Source organism: Vibrio sp. 1751, from assembly GCF_033339895.1.
GTDB classification, from domain to species: Bacteria; Pseudomonadota; Gammaproteobacteria; order Enterobacterales; family Vibrionaceae; genus Vibrio; species Vibrio alginolyticus.
The window spans coordinates 51,364-66,746 of record NZ_JAWOVM010000015.1 but is presented as its reverse complement, the minus strand read 5'-3'; the positions used below and the strand labels follow the sequence as shown (position 1 = coordinate 66,746).

Genomic DNA, 15,383 nt, shown 5'->3' with positions numbered 1-15,383 from the left:
AAGTAGATCCAACCAACAGAAGGATAGATCGCCATGTCTGATATGAAGCATGACGTAGATGCACTGGAAACTCAAGAATGGCTACAAGCGCTTGAGTCAGTTGTACGTGAAGAAGGTCTAGAGCGTGCTCAATTCCTATTAGAGCAAGTTCTAGATAAAGCACGTCTAGACGGTGTTGATATGCCAACAGGTATCACAACTAACTACATCAACACGATTCCTGCAGACCAAGAACCAGCATACCCAGGTGACACAACACTTGAGCGTCGTATTCGCTCAATTATTCGTTGGAACGCTATCATGATCGTTCTACGTGCATCTAAGAAAGACCTAGAGCTAGGCGGCCACATGGCGTCTTTCCAGTCTTCTGCTGCGTTCTACGAGACATGTTTCAACCACTTCTTCCGTGCACCAAACGAGAAGGATGGTGGCGACCTAGTTTACTACCAAGGTCACATTTCACCAGGTATCTACTCACGTGCATTCGTTGAAGGTCGTCTAACTGAAGAGCAGCTAGACAACTTCCGTCAAGAAGTAGACGGCAAAGGTATTCCTTCATACCCGCACCCTAAACTGATGCCTGAATTCTGGCAGTTCCCGACAGTATCGATGGGCCTAGGTCCAATCGCTTCTATCTACCAAGCTCGTTTCCTTAAGTACCTAGAAGGCCGTGGTCTTAAAGATACTTCAGAACAGCGCGTTTACGCGTTCCTAGGTGACGGTGAGATGGATGAGCCAGAATCACGTGGTGCTATCTCTTTCGCTGCGCGTGAGAAACTAGACAACCTATGTTTCCTAATCAACTGTAACCTACAGCGTCTAGATGGCCCTGTAATGGGTAACGGTAAGATCATTCAAGAACTTGAAGGTCTGTTCAAAGGTGCTGGTTGGAACGTAGTGAAGGTAATCTGGGGTAACAACTGGGATTCACTACTAGCTAAAGATACGACTGGTAAGCTTCTACAGCTTATGAATGAAACGATCGACGGCGACTACCAAACATTCAAATCAAAAGATGGCGCGTACGTACGTGAGCACTTCTTTGGTAAGTACCCAGAGACAGCTGCACTTGTTGCTGACATGACTGATGACGAAATCTTCGCACTTAAGCGTGGTGGTCACGAGTCTTCTAAGCTATACGCGGCATACAAAAACGCGGCAGAAACTAAAGGTCGTCCAACAGTAATCCTAGCTAAGACTGTTAAAGGTTACGGCATGGGTGAAGCGGCTGAAGGTAAGAACATCGCGCACCAAGTTAAGAAGATGGACATGACTCACGTACTACACCTACGTGACCGTCTAGGTCTTCAAGACATCCTAACTGACGAAGCAGTGAAAGAACTTCCGTACCTGAAACTTGAAGAAGGTTCAAAAGAGTACGAATACCTACACGCTCGTCGTAAAGCGCTACACGGCTACACGCCACAGCGTCTACCAAAATTCACTCAAGAATTCATCGTTCCTGAGCTAGAAGAATTCAAGCCACTACTAGAAGAACAGAAGCGTGATATCTCTTCTACTATGGCATTCGTACGTGCGCTAAACGTTCTACTTAAGAACAAGAACATTGGTAAGAACATCGTTCCTATCATTGCTGACGAAGCACGTACATTCGGTATGGAAGGTCTGTTCCGTCAAATCGGTATCTACAACCCGCACGGCCAAACTTACACACCAGAAGACCGTGGCGTTGTTTCTTACTACAAAGAAGCGACTTCAGGTCAGGTTCTACAAGAAGGTATCAACGAGCTAGGTGCTATGTCTTCATGGGTTGCTGCTGCGACTTCATACTCGACAAACGACCTACCAATGATCCCGTTCTACATCTACTACTCAATGTTCGGCTTCCAACGTGTTGGCGACATGGCGTGGATGGCTGGTGACCAACAAGCACGTGGTTTCCTACTAGGTGCAACTGCGGGTCGTACAACGTTGAACGGTGAAGGTCTACAGCACGAAGACGGCCACTCGCACATTTTGGCGGGTACGGTTCCTAACTGTATTTCTTACGACCCAACATTCGCGTACGAAGTAGCAGTAATCATGCAAGACGGTATCCGTCGCATGTACGGTCCAGAACAAGAAAACGTGTTCTACTACCTAACGCTAATGAACGAAAACTACGCAATGCCAGCAATGCCAGAAGGCGCTGAAGAAGGCATCCGTAAAGGTATCTACAAGCTAGAAACTTACACGGGCGACAAAGCGAAAGTTCAGCTAATGAGCTCTGGTACTATCATGAATGAAGTACGTAAAGCAGCTCAAATCCTAAGCGAAGATTACGGTGTTGCTTCTGATGTTTACTCTGTAACGTCATTCAACGAACTAACTCGCGATGGCCAAGATGCAGAGCGTTTCAACATGCTTCACCCAGAAGCGGAAGCGAAAGTACCTTACATCCAAACAGTAATGGGTACTGAACCTGCTATCGCAGCAACTGACTACATGAAGAACTACGCAGAGCAGGTTCGTGCATACATTCCTGCTGAGTCTTTCAAAGTTCTTGGTACTGATGGCTTCGGTCGTTCAGACAGCCGTGAAAACCTACGTCGTCACTTCGAAGTGAACGCAGGTTACGTAGTAGTAGCAGCGCTAACTGAACTAGCGAAACGTGGCGAAGTTGAGAAATCTGTAGTTGCAGAAGCAATTAAGAAATTCGACATCGACACAGAGAAAACAAACCCGCTATACGCTTAATTAAGAAGGTAGATAAGAAATGGCAATCGAAATTAATGTACCAGACATCGGTGCGGATGAGGTTGAAGTTACTGAGATTCTTGTAAGCGTTGGCGACAAGGTTGAAGAAGAGCAGTCTCTGATCACAGTTGAAGGCGATAAAGCTTCTATGGAAGTTCCTGCTTCTCAAGCGGGTATCGTTAAAGAAATCAAAGTTGCAGAAGGCGACAAGGTTTCTACTGGTTCTCTAATCATGATTTTCGAAGCCGAGGGTGCAGCTGACGCTGCACCTGCTCCTGCGGCAGAAGCAGCTCCAGCAGCAGCTCCAGCTCCAGCAGCAGCGGCAGAACTAAAAGAAGTTCACGTACCAGACATCGGTGGTGATGAAGTAGAAGTTACTGAAATCATGGTTGCCGTTGGCGACAGCATCGAAGAAGAGCAATCTCTTCTAACTGTTGAAGGCGACAAAGCTTCTATGGAAGTTCCAGCGCCATTCGCAGGTACTCTAAAAGAGATCAAAGTTGCAACAGGCGATAAAGTATCGACTGGCTCACTTATCATGGTATTCGAAACAGCAGGTTCAGGCGCTCCAGCAGCACCAGCGGCAGCTGAAGCTCCTGCGGCAGCAGCTCCAGCAGCGTCTGCGGCAAAAGAAGTGAACGTTCCAGATATCGGCGGCGACGAAGTTGAAGTTACTGAGATCATGGTTGCGGTTGGCGACACAGTGGAAGAAGAGCAATCTCTAATCACTGTTGAAGGTGACAAAGCTTCTATGGAAGTTCCTGCACCATTCGCTGGCACAGTTAAAGAAATCAAGATTGCAGCTGGCGACAAAGTGTCTACTGGCTCACTAATCATGGTATTCGAAGTGGCGGGTGCAGCACCTGCTCCTGCAGCAGCTCCAGCTCCAGCTCAAGCGGCAGCACCTGCAGCTCCGGCTCCTAAAGCAGAAGCTCCAGCGGCAGCAGCTCCAGCAGCGACTGGCGATTTCAAAGAAAACGATGAGTACGCTCACGCGTCTCCAGTTGTTCGTCGTCTAGCGCGTGAATTTGGCGTTAATCTTTCTAAGGTTAAAGGTTCTGGTCGTAAGAGCCGTATCCTAAAAGAAGACGTTCAAGCTTACGTGAAAGATGCACTTAAGCGTCTTGAGTCTGGCGCAGGTGCAGCAGCATCTGGCAAAGGCGACGGCGCGGCTCTTGGTCTACTACCATGGCCAAAAGTGGACTTCAGCAAGTTTGGTGAGACAGAAGTTCAACCGCTATCTCGCATTAAGAAGATCTCTGGCGCAAACCTACACCGTAACTGGGTAATGATCCCGCACGTTACACAGTGGGATAACGCAGACATCACGGCTCTTGAAGCATTCCGTAAAGAGCAAAACGCGATTGAAGCGAAGAAAGACACTGGCATGAAGATCACACCACTTGTGTTCATCATGAAAGCGGTAGCTAAAGCGCTTGAAGCGTTCCCAGCGTTCAACTCTTCTCTATCAGAAGACGGTGAGAGCCTAATTCTGAAGAAATACGTGAATGTTGGTATCGCGGTAGATACACCAAACGGTCTAGTTGTTCCTGTATTTAAAGACGTGAACAAGAAAGGCATCTACGAGCTATCTGAAGAGCTAATGGCGGTTTCTAAGAAAGCACGTGCTGGTAAGCTAACTGCGGCTGACATGCAAGGTGGCTGTTTCACTATCTCTAGCCTAGGCGGTATCGGCGGTACAGCGTTTACTCCAATCGTAAACGCACCAGAAGTTGGTATCCTAGGTGTGTCTAAGTCAGAAATGAAACCGGTATGGAACGGTAAAGAGTTCGAACCGCGTCTACAACTTCCACTGTCTCTATCATACGACCACCGTGTGATCGATGGTGCTGAAGGTGCGCGCTTCATCACTTACTTAAACTCATGTCTATCTGACATTCGTCGTCTAGTTCTGTAATAGAAATTAGATGAATGAGAGGCGGCAACTTAGCCGCCTCTGCTAATCATAATTACCGACAATTTGGTTATCAGCCTTGCTTCGTTCAGGGTTTTCACAATCGAATTGTTGTCTAGCTCACAGGCTAAATTGATTTACTTTTCACACCATTAACATCTCTGTAAACTGTTAGCGGTCTGAAAATAACTGTTTAAAACAAATCTCTCTTAAACATAAAAAATCGATACCCACTCAGCCTGTTAGGGATAATGACTACAAGAGGTCAAAATGAGCAAAGAAATTAAAGCCCAAGTTGTTGTACTTGGTTCTGGTCCTGCTGGTTACTCCGCTGCATTCCGTTGTGCGGACTTAGGTCTTGAAACTGTACTAGTTGAACGTTACAGCACGCTTGGCGGTGTATGTCTGAACGTGGGTTGTATCCCATCTAAAGCACTGCTTCACGTTTCTAAAGTAATTGAAGAAGCGAAAGCGATGGCTGACCACGGCGTTGTGTTCGGTGAGCCTCAAACAGACATCAGCAAAATCCGCATCTGGAAAGAAAAAGTTGTTAACCAACTAACTGGCGGCCTAAGCGGTATGGCTAAGATGCGTAACGTAACAGTAGTTAACGGTTACGGTAAGTTCACTGGCCCTAACTCTATCCTTGTAGAAGGTGAAGGTGAGCCAACAGTTGTTAACTTTGACAACGCAATCGTTGCGGCTGGTTCTCGTCCAATCAAACTGCCATTTATCCCGCATGAAGACCCACGTATTTGGGACTCTACTGACGCTCTAGAACTAAAAGAAGTGCCAGAAAAACTGCTTATCATGGGCGGTGGTATCATCGGTCTAGAAATGGGTACGGTTTACCACTCTCTAGGTTCTAAAGTTGAAGTTGTTGAAATGTTTGACCAGGTAATTCCTGCAGCAGACAAAGATATCGTGAAAGTATTTACTAAGCGTATCAAAGACAAGTTCAAGCTAATGCTAGAAACGAAAGTAACAGCAGTTGAAGCAAAAGAAGACGGTATCTACGTTTCAATGGAAGGCAAGAAAGCGCCAGCTGAAGCTGAGCGTTACGATGCGGTTCTAGTTGCTATCGGTCGTGTACCAAATGGTAAGCTAATCGACGGTGAAAAAGCGGGTCTAGAAATTGACGAGCGCGGCTTCATCAACGTTGATAAGCAAATGCGTACTAACGTTCCTCACATCTTCGCGATCGGTGATATCGTTGGTCAACCAATGCTTGCTCACAAAGGTGTGCATGAAGGTCACGTAGCTGCTGAAGTTATCTCTGGTAAGAAGCACTACTTTGACCCTAAAGTTATCCCTTCAATTGCGTACACTGAGCCAGAAGTGGCTTGGGTTGGTAAGACTGAAAAAGAAGCGAAAGAAGAAGGCATCAAGTACGAAGTAGCAACATTCCCATGGGCAGCATCAGGTCGTGCAATTGCATCTGACTGTGCAGACGGTATGACTAAGCTAATCTTCGACAAAGAAACTCACCGCGTAATCGGTGGTGCTATCGTTGGTACTAACGGTGGTGAACTACTTGGTGAAATCGGCCTTGCAATTGAGATGGGCTGTGATGCAGAAGATATCGCTCTGACTATCCACGCTCACCCAACTCTACACGAGTCTGTAGGTCTAGCTGCTGAAGTATTTGAAGGTTCAATCACTGACCTGCCAAACAAAAAAGCAGTTAAGAAGAAGTAAGCTTTTTCTGACTGAATGATAGAAGCCGCTGCATTGCAGCGGTTTTTTTATGCTTGTTATATAGAAATATAAATGTGTGCTTAGCTGACAGCAGACAATAAAAAGCCCACCAAACGGTGGGCTGACATATATTACGAGCTAAGCTTTAGTGTTCACGGTTGTAAATGCAAAGCATATCTAAGTATGAATTCACTAGGTGTTTCAGCTCCGCTTCACCTTTAGCGCGGTTCGCTTGGACAAACAGTGAGTAACAAATACCGTGGAACAGGTTTGCCAAGTGTTCTGAATCGTGCTGGTCACACACTTCGCCACGTTCAATTGCTTTAATGAACATGTTTTGTACCAGCAACTGGTTAGTACGGTTAGTTGAAACAAACAATGGCCATACTTCGTCACGTGTTGAAGCACTCCACTCGAACCATACTTTTAGCCAGTGACAATCTTGGCTGACAAGCTCGATCATCGCATTAGTAATATTGGCGATGTTTTCACGTGCATGTAAGTCTAGGTCTATGTTATCCGATAGGAAGTTTGAGAACTGACGTACGACGTGATTGAGAACTTCATCCACCAAGTCTTCGCGTGTAGGGAAGTAGTTAAAAACAGTCGCTACAGAAACTTGAGCAATTTCTGCGATATCTGCGTGACCACCACGACCGATGCCGCGGCGCGCAAATACTTCCAATGCGATTTCCATTAACTGTTGCTTACGCTTAATTGGAGAAAGCCTAGTTCTAGGTCTCTTTGCAATTGAGTCCATATCCATTTTCCTTGCCATTTGAGTTGATATTGGGGGTAACCCCCTAATTGATTATTTTAATAGTTGCTTAAAGCAGTGATGAGTGTAATGGTGCATATGCACAAGGTCAACATCTGTAGAACAATTTATATACAGTAATGTCATTATTATTGATAAATTTAGCTATGAACTTTATAAAACTAAGACCTTCTTCCAAGATTTTTTGGCAACAGGATGTGACTTTCAACCCAATGAACGTGGTGATACACTACACGCCGTAAGATTAGGTGATCGTTTGCGTGCGACTTACCTCAACCCACAAATTTAGATTGAGCACAGTATGAAACATACAATAGAAGTCATGATTTCTGAGCAAGAAGTTCAGGAGCGAGTTCGTGAATTAGGCAAACAAATTACAGAGCGTTATCAAGGTAGTGAAGATCTTGTGTTGGTAGGCTTATTGCGTGGCTCATTTGTATTTATGGCAGACTTGGCACGTGCTATCGAACTGACTCACCAAGTTGATTTTATGACAGCGTCAAGCTACGGCAATACGATGGAAAGCTCACGTGACGTTCGTATCTTGAAAGATTTGGATGATGACATCAAAGGTAAAGACATTCTGCTTGTTGAAGACATCATTGACACTGGTAACACACTAAATAAAATCCGTGAGATTCTTTCGCTACGTGAGCCGAAGTCTATCGCTATTTGTACGCTCCTAGATAAGCCATCTCGTCGTGAAGTGAATGTTCCTGTGGATTGGATTGGTTTCGAAATTCCAGATGAATTTGTCGTTGGGGTGGGTATTGATTACGCGCAGAAATACCGCCACTTACCATACATCGGTAAAGTTGTACCTCAAGAATAATCATTGAGAGCAGCATTAAAAATATAAAAAAAACGCCCATCTAAGATGGGCGTTTTTTGTTCAACTTTTAGATATGACTTAGCGACAAAGCAGCTTGTTATCTGTATTTAGAATCGTCGAAAGAGCTTTCTGGTAAGACGCTTCTACGGTTTCCTTAGAGTTAGAACGAATGCCTAAGTACTCTAAGCGACCATCTTCAATTCCGTATACCACACCATGAATTTCAACATCTTGCCCACGCTCCCAAGCGTTTTGCAGGATGGTTGAGTTACCCAAGTTGTACACTTGCTCTGCAACATTAAGCTCGCCTAGTTTATCCGCTCGATCTTGTTGCGGCATTTGATCTAGGTAAGTGCGGTGTTTGAAATAGATATCTCTGATATGTAACAGCCAATTATTAATAAGACCTAGCTTAGGGTTATCAATGGCTGCGTTTACGCCACCACATCCATAGTGTCCACAGACAATGATGTGTTTAACCTTAAGAACGTCTACGGCGTACTGGACGACAGATAGACAGTTGAGATCAGTATGGATAACTTGGTTTGCAACATTCCGATGAACAAAGAGTTCACCTGAGTATAGCCCGGTTAGTCGCTCGGCAGGAACGCGGCTATCAGAGCAGCCAATCCAAAGAAAATCAGGCTTTTGCCCCTCAGCGAGTTTTGCGAAGTATTCAGGTCGATCAGATTTGATCTCTTGAGACCATTTCGAATTGTTTTCAAATAACTGTTTTATTTCCGGCATTTTGCAAACTACTTCCCTTAAAAGACAAAATCGCTGCCGCTGTTTGTGTGCACATGCAAGCGATCAGTGTTGTAACTATACACAATGTTACAATTTCGATCTCGTTAAATATTCGTCAGATAGGACTCATCTGACTAGTTTTCATTAAGAAAAAAGTAAAATCTGGTGAAACTATTTGTGGTGTGAATTTAGCCTTAATCTATTTATGGTTTAAATTTTCGCCTAGCTCGTTAAAGTAGTGATATTTTACTTTTTAAAATTGAATGCAGGGAAAATCAGCAGTGTTCGGTAGTCGTTTTGAAGATATCAATTTCAAAGGGGATGTATTTGGCGGGGTAACCACGGCGATTATCTCTCTCCCTCTGGCGTTAGCGTTTGGTGTTGCATCCGGAGCCGGTGCTGAGGCCGGCCTTTGGGGGGCAATAATGGTCGGTTTGTTTGCCTCGTTATTTGGTGGTTCTAATACGTTAATATCAGAACCGACAGGGCCAATGACGGTAATCATGACCGCAGTATTAACCAGTATGATGGCGAAATACCCAGAAACGGGCATGGCTATGACTTTCACGGTTGTCATGATGGCTGGCGCATTCCAAATCCTATTGGGGACGTTAAAACTGGGTAAATACGTTACCTTAATGCCTTATAGCGTTATTTCCGGGTTTATGTCTGGCATTGGTGTGATTCTTATCATTCTGCAGTTATCGCCTTTGATGGGACATGCTGCGCCTTCAGGGGGAGTACTCGGAACGTTATCTGCTTTGCCGGAGACCATTTCTAACCTTAAATTCAGTGAGTTGTTTTTGGGACTACTGACTTTGGGGATTCTTTTTTTCTTCCCTAAGCAATATCGTAAATACGTTCCTGCACAGCTCGTGGCATTGGTCGCGGTAACTTTATTGTCTGTGATTCTCTTTGATACAGAAGATATTCGTCGTATCGGTGAAATTCCTGCTGGGTTACCTTCTCTCGTCGCCCCTTATATTGACACAGATATGTTTGTCGAGATGGTCATTGATGCATTAGTGCTCGGCACATTAGGTTGTATTGATACTTTGTTAACGGCGGTTATCGGTGACTCATTAACTCGTAAAGAACACGACTCAGATAAAGAGCTGCGAGGTCAAGGGTTAGCTAACATGATCTCAGGCTTGTTTGGTGCGCTGCCGGGGGCGGGGGCTACCATGGGGACGGTAACGAATATCCAAGTTGGGGCTCGTTCGCCATTATCTGGTGTGATTCGTGCACTAATGTTGGCGTTGGTTGTACTGGTTGCTGGCGGGTTAACAGAGCCAATCCCGATGGCTGTGTTAGCAGGCATTGCGGTGTATGTTGGCTTTAACATCCTAGACTGGAGCTTTATTCAGAGGGCACATAAGGTAAGCTTTTCCGGAATGGCGGTGATGTATGGCGTTATGTTGCTTACAGTATTCGTTGATCTTATCGTTGCGGTGGGTTTAGGCGTCTTTATCTCGAACATTATCATCATCGAGCGTTTGAGCCGAGAGCAGGCGCGACAAGTAAAAGCGATCAGCGACGCGGATGAAGATGATGTGCCGCTGACTGACAGCGAGCGTGGTTTGTTGGATCGTGCTAATGGTAAAGTGCTGTTCTTTTATCTTTCCGGTCCGATGATCTTTAGTGTTTCTAAAGCCATTTCACGTCAGCACTCTAGTATTTCGGACTATGACGTGATGATTCTCGATCTTACGGATGTACCAATGATTGATGTGACCGTCGGTTTGGCGTTAGAGAATGCGATTAAGGATGCTCTCGATGCCAATTGTGCCGTGTATTTATTATGCCCGAATGAGCGAACACGAGAACAGCTAGAGAAATTCCATGTGATTGACCTTGTGCCTGATGAAAATATGTACCAATTCCGTTACGAAGCATTGAATGCGGCGGTGGCACATGTTGAGGCAGACCAGTATCAGCGCATAACGGCGTAATCATTCTGACAGTTAAAAACGCAACAGTGTCCTGTTACGTTTTTTTATGCTCTATTTTGTCTTACTCAGAGATAACCTTTACGAGGTAAGGGTTATATTTCCAATATTATCGAAAGGTTTATTTGTAATCATCGTTATTCAACGATAAACTGATGGACCTCCAATACGATACCCAAGGCGATTTTGTAGTAAACCGCTGCTAAATATGAGTCGGTATTAGTAATCACAAACAAACGGCAATCAAGACCTTATGTACGCATTAGAAATTGAACAACTGCGCAAGACGTATGCAGGTGGCTTTGAGGCGTTAAAAGGTATAAGTCTCCAAGTGAAAAAGGGTGACTTCTACGCGCTTCTGGGTCCCAATGGTGCAGGAAAATCGACCACGATTGGCATCATTTCCTCCTTAGTGAATAAAACCTCCGGAACGACGAAAGTTTTCGGTTATGACATTGATACCGACCTCGAATTGGCCAAGCAGAATTTAGGCTTGGTGCCACAGGAGTTCAACTTCAACCAGTTTGAAACCGTTGAGCAAATTGTGATGCAGCAAGCTGGCTATTACGGTGTGTCTAAAGTATTAGCCAAAGAAAGAGCAGAAAAATACCTGAAAAAATTGGATTTATGGGAAAAACGCCAAGAGCGTGCTCGTAACCTATCCGGTGGGATGAAGCGTCGTTTAATGATCGCAAGAGCTTTGATGCACGAGCCGCAATTACTCATTTTAGATGAACCAACGGCTGGAGTGGATATTGAACTACGCCGCTCAATGTGGGGGTTTCTGAAAGAGATCAACCAAGAGCAAGGAATTACGATTATTTTAACGACACACTACCTAGAAGAAGCGGAGATGCTGTGTCGAAATATCGGCATTATTAATCGTGGTGAGCTGATTGAAAATACCACCATGAAGGCGTTACTAGGTAAGCTAAGCGTCGAGACATTTATCTTGGATATTGAGTCAGAAGTCGAGGTGCCTGAGCTTGAAGGTGTTAATCGACAAAGTATTGTTGATGGCTCTTTAGAGATAGAACTAGATAAGAGCCAAGGATTGAATTCGGTATTCAGTCAGTTAACAGAGCATGGCATTAAAGTTCTCTCAATGCGTAACAAAGCCAACCGACTTGAAGAGTTGTTTGTCAGCATTGTAAGAGAGGGGAGTAATTAAATGTACGGTTTATATTGGACGGCATTTCGCAGCTTGCTGAGCAAAGAAGTCACTCGTTTTACACGTATTTGGGTGCAAACCTTAGTGCCGCCAGCCATTACGATGACGTTGTACTTCATCATTTTCGGCAATCTTATTGGCTCTCGAATTGGTGAGATGAGCGGCTTTAGTTACATGGAGTACATTGTTCCAGGTTTGATCATGATGTCGGTGATCACTAACTCATACTCGAACGTGGCGTCGTCATTCTTTAGTGCAAAGCTACAGAAGAACATTGAAGAACTGCTGGTGGCACCGGTACCAAACTATGTGATTATTGCTGGCTACGTGATGGGCGGCGTGACTCGAGGTTTGTTGGTCGGTGCAATTGTTACTTGTGTGTCACTTTTGTTCGTTGATTTGCAAGTGGAGCACTGGGGCATTATTGTCGCGACTGTCTTCATGACGTCGGTGGTATTTGCTCTCGGTGGCTTGATCAATGCGGTTTACGCAAAAACGTTTGACGATATTTCGATCATCCCTACGTTTGTATTGACTCCTCTAACTTACTTGGGAGGTGTCTTTTATTCGATTAGTCTTCTGCCTGAATTTTGGCAAGGCGTTTCTAAGATCAACCCAATCGTCTACATGGTGAATGCGTTCCGTTACGGCTTTTTAGGTGTCTCGGATGTAGGCATTATCACTTCATTTAGTGTACTTGCAGTGTTTGTTGTTGCACTGTATGCCATTGCGTATTATCTAGTAACCAAAGGGATTGGGCTAAGAAGCTAAGCCATTCTCATAAAGCAAAGAGCGGCGATTCACGCTGCTCTTTCGCATGCATAACAATACATACCCATACAATTTTTCGGTTTTTATCATGGTAGGTTTCAATCATTTGTAATAAATGAGTGATCCTATGAATATTGTCCCGCCGCCGCCTTTCTCCTATCAGTTACTTAAGCCCAAATATTGGTCTGTATGGCTGGCATTTGGATCTTTAGCGATTCTTGTTAATGTACTGCCATACGTAGTATTGCGAATCTTAGGTAGAAGCATCGGCTGTATTGCGATGCATGTAATGAAGCGCCGACACAAGATCGCTCTGCGTAATCTCCAGCTGTGTTTCCCTGATTTTACGGATTGGCAATGTAAGGACGTAGTACGAAAAAACTTTCAATATACTGGAATGGCGATCATCGAAACCGGTATCGCTTGGTTTTGGCCAGATTGGCGGATACGTTGGATAACCTCTATTGTTGGAAAAGATCGTTTACTCGCTGAGGAAAAGAATGGACGTGGTGTGTTGGTGGTGTGCAGTCACCATTTAAACTTGGAGATAACCGCTCGTATTTTTAGCCAGTTTGCCCAAGGTTATGGCGTTTATCGCCCAAATTCGAATCCTGCTTATGAGTTTATTCAACATCGAGGTCGAACTCGTTTTGGACATCAAATGATTGATCGAAAAGACGTGAAATCAATGCTCAAAGTTCTGAAAAAGGGTCATCGACTTTGGTATTTGCCCGACCATGATTATGGCGTTAGCCATTCTGTTTTTGCGCCGTTTTTTGCTGTTGAACAAGCGGCGAGTACCGTCGGGTCTAGTGTTCTCATTGATGCAACAAAGTGCGCGGTTATATCTGGCGTTACAGTGAGTAAAAATCACCATTACACGCTGTACATTGGAAAAGACATTAGCGAGCGTTTCGAGAGACGTAATGCGGTTAAAGCGGCAAGCATCTTGAACCAAGAGCTTGAGAAAATGATAAAACGTGATATTCCAGCGTGGATGTGGCTGCACAAGCGGTTTAAAACTCGCCCTGAAGGGTTAGATTGCGTCTATACGTAGAGTATAAAAAAGGTCGACTAAGAGTCGACCTTTTTACTTTTATGACTCAGAGCTTACTCTGCGCTCTCTGAGTTTGTATTGTTAGATTCAGCTTCTTCCTTCGCTTCGACAACCATATCTACCGTTTGGTTATCGATAAGACGAGCCTTGCCTAGGAACGCAGACATCAGAATGACAGCTTGTGTCGTTTCTGGTGTGATCACTTGTAATGTACGAGCATCACGAATGAAGATCTCATCAGGGTGCAGACCTGCAGCTCGAAGTTGGTCGCTTGCATCTTCGATGATCGATGCGTAGTCATCGCGGCCACCGCGAATGGCACTGCTGATCCAACGCATTGTACGAGCAAGTACAGGCGCACGTTGACGCTCGTCCAGCGTAAGCAAGCCATTGCGTGAACTCATTGCTAAACCGTCCATTTCACGTACGGTTGGTACACCGATGATTTCAATGTCCATTGCTAGGTCATCAACCATCTTGCGGATAACAGCAAGTTGTTGGAAGTCCTTCTCGCCGAAGCACGCGACATCCGGTTGTACGATGTTAAACAGCTTATTCACAATCGTCGTCACGCCACGGAAATGACCTGGTCGAGACGCGCCTTCGAGAATTGTTGATAGGCCAGGGACATCGACGAAGGTTTGCTTGTCCAGACCTTCTGGGTAGATAACTTCTGGTGTTGGCGTAAATACCACATCGACCCCTTCAGAGGTTAACTTGCTTAAGTCTTCCTCTAGCGTGCGTGGGTAATTATTTAAATCGTCTGCACGATCAAACTGCATCGGGTTAACAAAGATGCTTACGACAACGATATCAGCGTATTCGCGTGCTTTACGCACTAAGGTTAAGTGGCCTTCGTGAAGGTTGCCCATGGTAGGGACAAACGCCACTTTACGACCTTCACGTTTAAAGGTTTTAAGGTGTTCACGAACTGCTGAGATTTCCGCAAAAGTTTGCATGCATTTATCCTCTAGGCAATGGTATGAGCGTCGTCTGGGAATACACCGTTGGCTACATCTTCAATGTATTTAGTAACGGCTTTGCGCATATCACCTGTTTCAGCAAGAAAGTTTTTGGAGAATTTCGGCATGTAGTTGGCAGAAATACCAAACATATCATGCATTACGAGAATTTGACCATCTGTTACGTTACCTGCACCAATACCGATAACAGGAACGTCAAGCACTTGCGTAATACGTTCAGCAAGCTCAGCTGGTACGCATTCTAGTAAGACGATTTGAGCGCCTGCTTCTTGCAGCGCTAATGCGTCTTTTACCATGCGGTCTGCTTTTTCTTGATCGCGACCTTGGATTTTGTAACCACCAAAAATATTAACAGCTTGAGGAGTTAAACCAAGATGAGCACAAACTGGAACTGATCGTTCAGTGAGCATTTTCACCGTGTCGACAAGCCAGTCACCACCTTCAATTTTTACCATATTGGCACCAGCACGCATCAGTTTAGCCGCATTTTCGCAAGCTTGCTCTGGCGTGGTGTAGCTCATGAATGGCATGTCTGCCATCAACAAACAATTTGGGCTACCAGCGCGTACGCAACGAGTATGGTAAGCGATATCATCGACCGTTACTGGCAGAGTATCGTTGTGACCTTGCAAAACCATACCTAGAGAATCACCAACAAGAAGTACTGGCATTTCTTGGCTTTCAAACAGTTGGGCAAAGCTCGCATCATAAGCGGTTGAAGTAGCAAATTTACGACCTTCTTGCTTCCACTTGATTAGGTCGTTGATGGTCATTTTTTTCATGGT

12 protein-coding genes are annotated in these 15,383 nt (G+C 44.9%); 8 read left to right on the top strand and 4 right to left on the bottom strand.

Annotated elements, in window-relative coordinates:
* The first annotated feature begins 33 nt into the window (after positions 1–33).
* The 3 genes from aceE to lpdA all read left to right on the top strand — a co-directional run bounded on the left by aceE (position 34) and on the right by lpdA (position 6,310).
* Positions 34–2,697, top strand: coding sequence for a pyruvate dehydrogenase (acetyl-transferring), homodimeric type (aceE, locus tag R7041_RS08045; protein WP_005386612.1), 2,664 nt, complete (start codon positions 34–36; stop codon positions 2,695–2,697).
* A 19-nt stretch (positions 2,698–2,716) separates the two neighbouring features.
* Positions 2,717–4,615, top strand: coding sequence for a pyruvate dehydrogenase complex dihydrolipoyllysine-residue acetyltransferase (gene aceF, locus R7041_RS08040; RefSeq protein ID WP_064368759.1), 1,899 nt, complete (start codon positions 2,717–2,719; stop codon positions 4,613–4,615).
* A gap of 267 nt (positions 4,616–4,882) precedes the next feature.
* Positions 4,883–6,310, top strand: coding sequence for a dihydrolipoyl dehydrogenase (lpdA, locus tag R7041_RS08035; RefSeq protein WP_005379993.1), 1,428 nt, complete (start codon positions 4,883–4,885; stop codon positions 6,308–6,310).
* Positions 6,311–6,455: 145 nt separating this feature from the next.
* Here lpdA and opaR read toward each other — a convergent pair whose 3' ends face one another.
* Positions 6,456–7,070 (bottom strand): transcriptional regulator OpaR, encoded by a 615-nt coding sequence (gene opaR, locus R7041_RS08030; protein WP_005379994.1) that lies wholly within the window; start codon positions 7,068–7,070, stop codon positions 6,456–6,458.
* A gap of 319 nt (positions 7,071–7,389) precedes the next feature.
* Between opaR and hpt the strand changes: the two genes are divergently transcribed.
* Entirely contained in the window at positions 7,390–7,920 is a 531-nt protein-coding gene (gene hpt, locus R7041_RS08025; RefSeq protein WP_005379995.1) for a hypoxanthine phosphoribosyltransferase, read from the top strand.
* Positions 7,921–7,998: 78 nt separating this feature from the next.
* Here the strand turns inward: hpt and can are convergent, their stop codons facing one another.
* Positions 7,999–8,667 carry a carbonate dehydratase gene (gene can / locus R7041_RS08020; protein WP_005379996.1) on the bottom strand — a complete coding sequence of 223 codons (669 nt, stop codon included), beginning with the start codon at positions 8,665–8,667 and terminating at the stop codon, positions 7,999–8,001.
* Between the two features lie 281 nt (positions 8,668–8,948).
* On the opposite strand from can, the gene R7041_RS08015 reads away from it, so the two are divergent.
* The 4 genes from R7041_RS08015 (at position 8,949) to R7041_RS08000 (ending at position 13,615) form a co-directional block, all read left to right on the top strand.
* Positions 8,949–10,619, top strand: coding sequence for a SulP family inorganic anion transporter (locus R7041_RS08015; protein WP_005379997.1), 1,671 nt, complete (start codon positions 8,949–8,951; stop codon positions 10,617–10,619).
* Between the two features lie 250 nt (positions 10,620–10,869).
* Positions 10,870–11,787 carry an ABC transporter ATP-binding protein gene (locus tag R7041_RS08010; RefSeq protein ID WP_005380000.1) on the top strand — a complete coding sequence of 306 codons (918 nt, stop codon included), beginning with the start codon at positions 10,870–10,872 and terminating at the stop codon, positions 11,785–11,787.
* Entirely contained in the window at positions 11,788–12,558 is a 771-nt protein-coding gene (locus R7041_RS08005) for an ABC transporter permease (protein ID WP_064354286.1), read from the top strand.
* A 127-nt stretch (positions 12,559–12,685) separates the two neighbouring features.
* Positions 12,686–13,615, top strand: a complete 930-nt coding sequence (locus R7041_RS08000) for a Kdo(2)-lipid IV(A) acyltransferase (RefSeq protein ID WP_064354285.1) — start codon at positions 12,686–12,688, stop codon at positions 13,613–13,615.
* A gap of 53 nt (positions 13,616–13,668) precedes the next feature.
* Here R7041_RS08000 and panC read toward each other — a convergent pair whose 3' ends face one another.
* Positions 13,669–14,574, bottom strand: coding sequence for a pantoate--beta-alanine ligase (gene panC, locus R7041_RS07995; protein ID WP_005380005.1), 906 nt, complete (start codon positions 14,572–14,574; stop codon positions 13,669–13,671).
* Between the two features lie 11 nt (positions 14,575–14,585).
* Complete coding sequence (gene panB / locus R7041_RS07990) at positions 14,586–15,380, bottom strand: 3-methyl-2-oxobutanoate hydroxymethyltransferase (RefSeq protein ID WP_005386592.1); 795 nt, start codon at positions 15,378–15,380, stop codon at positions 14,586–14,588.
* Positions 15,381–15,383: the final 3 nt, after the last annotated feature.